Source organism: Novipirellula sp. (assembly GCF_041583735.1).
Classification (GTDB): domain Bacteria; phylum Planctomycetota; class Planctomycetia; order Pirellulales; family Pirellulaceae; genus Novipirellula.
In genome coordinates, this window is record NZ_JBFHFD010000388.1 from 1 (window position 1) to 8,259 (window position 8,259).

Annotated in this window: 5 protein-coding genes; 4 read left to right on the top strand and 1 reads right to left on the bottom strand. The window is 54.5% G+C overall.

All coding sequences use genetic code 11. The annotated features are described in order from the left end of the window. A partial coding sequence (locus ABX962_RS23445; RefSeq protein ID WP_372722830.1) for a polyprenyl synthetase family protein occupies nt 1-536 on the top strand: 536 nt, incomplete at its 5' end. Between the two features lie 197 nt (nt 537-733). On the opposite strand, the gene ABX962_RS23450 is transcribed toward ABX962_RS23445, so the two are convergent. After that, nucleotides 734-6,493, bottom strand: a complete 5,760-nt coding sequence (locus tag ABX962_RS23450) for a Calx-beta domain-containing protein (protein ID WP_372722832.1) — start codon at nt 6,491-6,493, stop codon at nt 734-736. 110 nt (nt 6,494-6,603) lie between these two features. Here ABX962_RS23450 and ABX962_RS23455 point away from each other — a divergent pair, with 110 nt between their 5' ends. The 3 genes from ABX962_RS23455 to ABX962_RS23465 all read left to right on the top strand — a co-directional run. Beyond that, nucleotides 6,604-6,795: a hypothetical protein gene (locus tag ABX962_RS23455; RefSeq protein WP_372722833.1), complete on the top strand. Its 192-nt coding sequence runs from the start codon at nt 6,604-6,606 to the stop codon at nt 6,793-6,795. Next, entirely contained in the window at nt 6,780-7,925 is a 1,146-nt protein-coding gene (gene glf, locus ABX962_RS23460) for a UDP-galactopyranose mutase (RefSeq protein WP_372722835.1), read from the top strand. The genes ABX962_RS23455 and glf overlap by 16 nt, the downstream gene beginning before the upstream one ends. 112 nt (nt 7,926-8,037) lie before the next feature. Next, nucleotides 8,038-8,259: hypothetical protein (locus ABX962_RS23465; protein WP_372722836.1), on the top strand; the 222-nt coding region annotated here is incomplete at its 3' end.

The window sequence follows — 8,259 nt, forward strand, 5'->3', positions numbered from 1 at the left end:
GCGAGATGCGGCAAGTGTTGAAGCGGGATGTTTTGGACATCGACGAGACGACCTACATCGAGATGATTCAGGGCAAGACCGCCGAGCTGTGCCGAGTCGCCTGCCAATTGGGATCCCATTTCGCCGACGGCAGTCCCGAAGTCACCGCATCACTTGCCGAGTACGGCGATTCGCTTGGCATCGCCTTCCAAATCGCCGACGATTACCTCGACCTATGGGGCAACGACGAACGAGTCGGCAAAACGCTCGGGACCGATCTTCAGCAAGGCAAAATCACCTTGCCGATCATTCGCCTTTTGCAAACCGCCGACGAAGCGAGACGAAGTCAGATCTTGCAATTATTGGCCGAACCGAGTCGTCGCCGCACCGAGACGATCATGCCTTGGCTGGACCAGAGCGATGCTTGCGATTACACCCGAGACACCGCTTTGCAATATCAACGCAAAGCGATCGCGGCGCTTGACGTGTTGGCGGACTCCGCAGCCAAAACGTCGCTGAAAGCGATTGCCGAATTTGCCGTCAATCGCCGCTTCTAAGCAAGTCATTTGCTTTTGAGCGAGCCGTTTGCGTCTTAAGGCCGTTTGCGTCTTAAGGCCGTCTGCTTTGGTTAGCGGCACGGCGCGAGCCCAATGCCATCTATATTAGTAGCGGTGCGAGCCGCCCGGTTGCAGCGAGTAAAACGTACGAAATTCACCGGGCCGCTTGCGCTATAAACCGACCTGTTTCGCGGCGGCTAGACCACTTCCCAGCGGCCGATCTGGCCATCCAAAAGATCGACAAAGTACATCTCGCCGTCGATCCCCTGACGCATATCGACCACATATTGCGCGCCGGTGGTGAAGGCCGAAATCTCGGTCACTTTTCCATCAGCGTTCACCGACGCGCGACGCACGATGCCTTGCCCCAAATCATTGAAGATGATGTCACCTTCATACAGCAGCCCTAGATCGCCGCCGCGAATCACATCGCCCATCACAATCGCGTTGATACCATCGCCAGCGTGATTGAGCGAAATGATTGACGGAGTTGCTTCGCCGCCGTTGGCCAAAAATTGTTGTCCCGAGGGAAGTCCCAGGTAACCGCCTGGGGTGACGATATTGTAGCCCTGCCCTCCTTCGTAATAGGGCCAACCAAAGTTGGCGCCTGGATCGCCGGTGTTGATTTCTTCCCACGTGGTCCAGCCGACATCGCCAATGAACAATCGCCCTGTGACGTCGTCCACGGCGATCCGGAACGGGTTGCGTAGTCCGAGTTGATAGACTTTCGAACGATTCGCGTCGGCGTCACCATTGAAGAAGGGATTGTCTGCCAAGCCTTGACCGGTAACCGGATCGATACGCAACACCTTTCCGGACAAGCTATCGATATCCTGGACGCGGACCGCTCGAGGATCCATCTGGTTGTAACTAGCGCCGTCACCAATCGAGACAAACAGACTGCCGTCCGGAGCAAACTCGAGCGACGCAATCGAATGCGTCGTGCTGTCGCTGTTGATAAAATCTTGAATGTACGAACCGTCGGGGTTTTGACCGGCGGGAGGCTCGGCCATGTTCGTGACACTATTGGTGAACGCGTTGAAGTTGGCCCAAGTGCTCGCATTGCCCAACAGAATCGTTTCCGATCCCGCCACCATCGTCGTGAAATCCGTCGTCTCATCGAGCGTGATCCGCATCAGTTGTCCAACGCGATTTCCAGTTCCGTCCGGTCCAGCGAGACCATTGCCGACATGATTCCACACTTCCGGAGGATCGTAGGTGTACAGCAAGTACATGTAGGGGTTGTTTTCCAAATCCGGATGCACTGCCACATCCAACAGCCCGCGGTCGGAAACGTTATTGACGATGCGTGAAATGTTGATGATCGGAGCCGACGCCAGCTTGCCATCTCGGTACACCTTGACGATTCCCGCTTTCTCAGCAACATACAGATTAAGTCCATCGGCGGACCAATCGATCGCGGTGGGTTGAATCAAACCGCTGTGAACAATCGAGCTGCGGATTTCACCTTTGGGAAGCACCGGCGGATCTGCAATAGGTGCCTGAGAGTTCATCCACCATGATCCGATCCGGTGGCGATTAGGTCGATCGTAATCGGCGGCACTAAAGCCCACATACATCTGGCTGCCGACCACTTGATCAAGTTGCACGGTCGCTTTGACGTTCGCCAACCCTGGTTTCTCGGGGGTATCGGAAATGTAGACCGCCAACACATCGCTGGTCCCGTTGTAATCAATCCACGCATAGTAGACGCCGCCGAAGTTTAGATTGATCGGCGATGGCGCTTGCGCAAGCGGTGTTTGAACGTTTCCGTTTACGACGATCGCGATCTCATCGTTATATATGTCGAAACCATTTTTCCAAGTATCCAGTTCGATGGCGACGCTGTTCGCGAGTCCGCCGTAACCGAGTCCATACGATCCGAAGCCGATCGCATCCGAGCCGGCGGCCGAATTTTGCATGACAAACGCAAGCCCGTCGGCGCCTCCGGCTCCCCAACCCCCATTCATTTGGAAGCTAAAGCTGGTTTGAAACGACGAACTCGAAAAGACGTCTACCGGGGTTGAAAAAAATGCGGTGCCGGTCTGAATCGGAGCGTCCGAGGTGAGTTGCAGATACCCGCCACTGACCGACGCGTTGCCATTGAGATTGATTCGATCCGCAGAGTCAAAATTGACAAACGAGGGCAATTGTTGCTCATCATCCAGAATTGCGATCGTCGCGGTTCGCGGCACACCAAGCTCGGCGTCGACCGGATTGTCGATGGTTACCACAAACGATTCGAGCCCTTCTTCCAAATCATCATTTAGAATGGGGATGCGGATTTCGGCATAACGTTGCCCCGCTGAAAAGTTCAGCACCCCGACGGTTCGCGTGTAATCGCTCCCCGCCTCGGCGGCTTGCGAACTCGTCGCGTCATAGGTCTGGTAGTTGATCGACGCGGCCGCTGAGGCATTGCCGGTGCGAACCACCCCAACAATCGCTTCGCCAGCCGATTCATTGACGGTCAGTTGCGAGGACTGCAGCGCGAAGGTGGCAGGACCATTGTTGCTTGGATCGACAGGCTGATCCAAATTCATCGACCACGACACAATTTGATGAGCATTGGGCAGGTTGTAGTTGCTCGCGGTGAACCCCGCATAAAACCGATTGCCCAGTGTGGCAGCGAGGTCGATATTGCGAACGAGCGTGGGAGTCGTCGGTTTTTGATTTTTCTCGGACACATAAACACGCAGCGTGTTGGTGATCCCGTCGTAGTCCACCCATGCGTAGCCGATCGCACCAGAATTCAAATTGATCGGCGAAGCCGCTGCACCGATCGAGTTTTGAAAATCACCATTGAGGTTCACCGAGACTTCGTCGCCGAACGCGTCCCATGTGTTTTTCCAAGTATCAAACTCAATCGCAACACTTCGGCTAATTCCACCATAGCCGAGCCAGCCCGCGTTACCGCCGAGGGCCGCGGTAGATTGCGGCGAATTCTGCAATACAAAGGCAAAACCATCGGCACCGCCTGCGCCGGCACCACCATTGATCGCAAAGGAAAAGCTGGACTGAAACGAGGTGTTGCTGTTTAGATCGATCGCGTCATTATAAAACGCCGAGCCGGCTTGGTACGGAGCGGCTGAGGTGATTTGCAGTCGCCCCCCCGTGACCGAAGCACTGCCGTTGCGAGTGATCGGGCTGCCACCGTCAAAGTTGGTAAAGTTCGGGAGCGATTGCTCATCATCCAAAAGATTCACAACGGACGAGCTGACGCTGCCTAATGCCGCCCCACTTGGATTGGAGAGCGAAACGGTAAACGATTCCAGCGACTCGGGATCCGCATCATCGATAAGTTCGATCACGATTTCAGCGACCGCTTGATTGACACCAAACGACAACGTTCCACTTTTGCCAACGTAATCGTTGCCCGCGGTCGCTGTTTGATTCTCAGTTTGGTATCGCACCGATGCGGCTTGCGATAAATCGCCACTGCGACGAACACGCAAAACCACTTCGCCCGCTGATTCGCTCACACTGATCTGGCTTCTTTCCAAAACAAACGTGGGAGCCGGTGGAGCCGGAGGTGTATCATCCACGGTCATCGACCAGGATAGAATCCGATGAGCGTTGGGCAAGTTGTAAGAACTTGCGGTGAAACCTGCGTACAACTGATTACCAACCACACCCCGCAAGTCAATCGGAGTGGTCAAACTTGGTGTGGTGGGTCGCTGATTGGTGTCGGAGACGTAAACCGTCAATTCATTGGTATCGCCGTTGTACTCGACCCAAGCATAGTTGACGGAGCCCGAATTCAAATTGATCGGAGACGCTGCAGCTGCGATTTGTTTTTGAAAGTCACCATTGCGAGTGACGGCGATCTCGTCACTAAATTGGTCCCAGCCGTTTCGCCACGTATCGAATTCGATCGCCACGCTTTGACCGATCCCTCCGTAACCAAGCCAGCCTGCGTTGCCACCTAACGCGTCACTTCCACGAGGCGAATTCTGCAGCACCAGTGCAAAGCCATCGGCACCGCCCGCTCCTGCACCCCCGTTAATCTGGAAAGCAAAACTGGTTTGGAACGAGGTGTTTTCGCTGACATTGATCGGAGTGCTGTAAAACGCCGACCCCGCTTGGTAAGCGGCTGACGAGGTGACCTGTAACGCGCCGCCGGAAATCGAAGCTCCGCCGTTCAAATTGATTGGATCGCCGCTGCTGAAACTGGCGAAACTCGGCACGGCTTGCTCATCATCGTAAATCGTTACCGTCGCTGTTTGACGCGCCCCCAACACACCGGCGTCGGGATCGCTAAGCGACAGTTTGAATGATTCTGCGGGTTCGGTTTCGTCATCGTCGAGGATTGACAAATCAACCTGCACCATCGATTCGTTAGCGGCAAAGTAAGCGATGCCGCTGACCGCGGTGTAATCGCTGCCCGCCGTAGCCGATTGGTTGCTGCTTTGATAACGAACCGACCCCGCCTGGGAAATGTCACCGGTTCGCACAATTTGTAATGTCGTCCCACCGGCCGCTTCGCTGACCGAGATCTGACGCTGAGCTAACGCGTACGTGGTGACGCCACCGATGCCGAAGTCGTCTTGGATATCCATCGACCACGAATCGATCTTGTGAGCATTGGGCAAGTTATAGTTGCTGGCGGTAAAACCGGCAAAGAAGCGTTCCCCCAAATGAGCTTGCAGGTCGACATGGGTCACCAGCGACGCCGTTGTCGGTTTGGCATTGGAATTCGACACAAACACGCTAAGCGTATTCGTGGCTCCGTCGTAGTCGATCCATGCATGCCCTACCGAGCCTGAATTTAGATTGATGGGCGATGCCACCGCTGCAATTTGTGTTCGAAAATCGCCATTGAGAGTGACTGCAATCTCGTCGCCAAATTGGTCCCAGCTATTTTTCCAAGTATCCAACTCGATCGCGATGCTGCGTCCGATACCTCCATACCCTAACCATCCTGCATTCCCGCCTACCGCGTCAGCCCCCTGAGGCGAATTCTGCAAGACAAAGGCAAGTCCGTCAGCACCGCCCGCTCCGGCCCCCTCATTGATCTCGAACGAGAAACGGGTTTGAAACGACGTGTTTTCGCTGAGCGCGACCGGAGTCGCGAAGAATCCAGAACCAGCTTGATACATCGCCGCCGAGGTTAGCTGCAACTTGCCATCTCCGGTGAACGAGGCACCTCCATTGAGATTGATCGAATCCGCAGACGAAAAGCTGGCCAGATTAACTAACGACGTGTTGACTGGCAGCGTGTGTTTGTAGCGTGCCAATACGTTTGCTTGAAACGCGAGTCCCGATTCAATTTGACCGATCGTTTTTTCGAGCGCCCAATTCGCCCCCTGCGACCTCGCACCGCTGATGTCGATCGACGCGGCAACGTCGGCACCGGTCAAGTTTGCGATACTGCGAAGCAACGCTTCCCCGCCACTTCCCGCCCCTACTTCGCACCCATACAGCAAGATGTCGGCGTCGGGTGTGAGTGAAAAGGACCACTTTGCCAATTGCTCGGCGTGTGCCTGGATCGTGGCAGCGTCGACGATCTCGCCCGAGAGTTGCAGTTGCCCAGCCGCGCCATGGCTAACGATGTGAATCGACGCAACACGGTGCCGACTGGCAAGCGTCTCGGTGATTTGCGAGATCGCATCTTGGTTGATCGACAACAGGATCACTTCGGCGCCGGGCGATACGGCGCTCGATAACAGATCGTGATCGGCGACCTCCGAATCAACAAACACAATGCTGCGAGTTGCGATGGACTGACCGGCATCCCTTGCGACGGCGTCTTGCGCTGTTGCGGCGGTGGGCGAGTGGGCAGCGTTTTCGGCGGGCGATCCAACTTCGACAAAGTCAACCGAATGGGCGACGGCGGCTCCCGCGTCCCCTGCAAGCAACACTCGTGGCTCTAAAGCAGCCAAGCTCCACGTCAAACGATCACGACGCGCGGTCCGGTGTCCAGTAGCGGACAAAATACGACGTCGCAGCGAGGGAAGCATGGTGTTTGACTCCAAAAAGCACAAACGAGATCAGCAAACAGGGCAAGTGATCGGATGAGAAGGACTTCACTCGTTATAGCGAATATTCCGAGAACTTATTGGCATCCATCATGACACTTACCAAAACAACAAAAGTCAAGTTTTTTGTTCAAGCAATCGTCACAATCCGGACGAAGCTGACCGTTAGGAAGTGCGCGATCGCTACCTTTGGTAAAACCCATCCGATTGATGACATCGGCGTGCTCTATCGCCACGAATTCGCCAGAATGGCTGAAGTGAGACAGGGATGTATGACTACGTAATCGTGGGCGCCGGATTCTTTGGTTCGGTCTTCGCAAGACGAATGACCGACGCAGGAGCCAAGTGCCTCGTTATCGAAAAACGGAGTCATATCGCAGGCAATTGCTACACGGACGATGTCGGCGGCATTCATGTTCATCAATACGGGCCGCATATCTTTCACACCAATGACGAAGGCGTCTGGAACTTCGTCAATCAATTCGCACGCTTCAGCCGCTTCAGCTATCGGCCCAAAGTCAATTTTCGTGGACGGATGCTCTCGTTCCCGATCAATTTGACAACACTGCACCAACTTTGGGGCGTCAAAACGCCACAGGAAGCGGAGCAGCGTCTGGAAGCCGAACGTGTACCGATCGAAAATCCCGCCAATCTCGAAGAGTGGGTGTTGTCACAAGTCGGCCAAGAAATTTACGAAACGTTTGTATACGGCTACACCAAAAAGCAGTGGGGCCGCGACCCCAAAGAATTGCCCAGCTCGATTATTCGCCGCTTACCAATTCGATTGACTTGGAATGACGACTATTTCAACGATCGATTTTGTGGGATTCCCGAAGGTGGTTACACCCAGTTATTCCAAAAATTGCTGACGGGAATCGCCGTCGAAACCAACGTCGATTTTTTAGCCGATCAATCTCATTTCGAATCCATCAGTGACCGCATCGTCTACACGGGCCCGCTGGATCGGCTGTTTCATTACCAGCTTGGGGCCAACGATTGGCGTGGATTGCGATTCGAGCAACAAGTCATTCAGACGCCTGATTATCAAGGCATCGCGGCGATCAATTACACCGACGCGGAAACGCCTTACACGCGATGTGTCGAACACAAACATTTTGATCCCGTTCGCAGCGATCATACGGTGATCACGCACGAGTATCCTGCGGATTGGAAGGTGGGTGACGAGATGTATTATCCCGTCAACAACGAACAGGGCGAAGCACTCCAACAGCGTTACGCCACGATGCTTCCGGACAATTATTTGATCGGCGGCCGATTAGCCACTTATCGATATTACGACATGCACCAAGTCATTGCTTCGGCAATGCACTTAGCTGACAAAGAAATGCACCGTCGTTCGGGTCGCATCTTGCAGCTCGCTCCGCATCCTTTGGGAACTCGCCGCGCGGCATAATCCCGCCACGGGACCAGCGGCGAAGCGAGTCGCAGGTCAAATTTCATTTCATCATTTAAGTTGACTGTTCGTCGTGCGATTCGACTCGTTCGATCTAAAAATTGAGGTTCCGATGATCCCTTCTCTTTCCGATACCAATCAAGCCGCAATCGACTTGCTTCGTCAACGCTATCCTTGGCCAATCGAACGCCCCGATTTTGATCCGATTCATTGGAGCATGGATGGCGGTGGTCGCTGGATGGTCACGGAAAAGATCCGCCGCAACAACGTCAGCCTGATCTTAGAAATTGGCTCGTTTCTCGGAGGATCGATCCGTGATTGGTTGGCCGCATCA

Excerpts from the sequence above, each read along its gene's own strand:
- ABX962_RS23450 (WP_372722832.1), bottom strand. The coding sequence starts at position 6,493 with ATGCTTCCCTCGCTGCGACGTCGTATTTTGTCCGCTACTGGACACCGG.
- ABX962_RS23455 (WP_372722833.1), top strand. The coding sequence starts at position 6,604 with ATGACACTTACCAAAACAACAAAAGTCAAGTTTTTTGTTCAAGCAATC.
- glf (WP_372722835.1), top strand. The coding sequence starts at position 6,780 with ATGTATGACTACGTAATCGTGGGCGCCGGATTCTTTGGTTCGGTCTTC.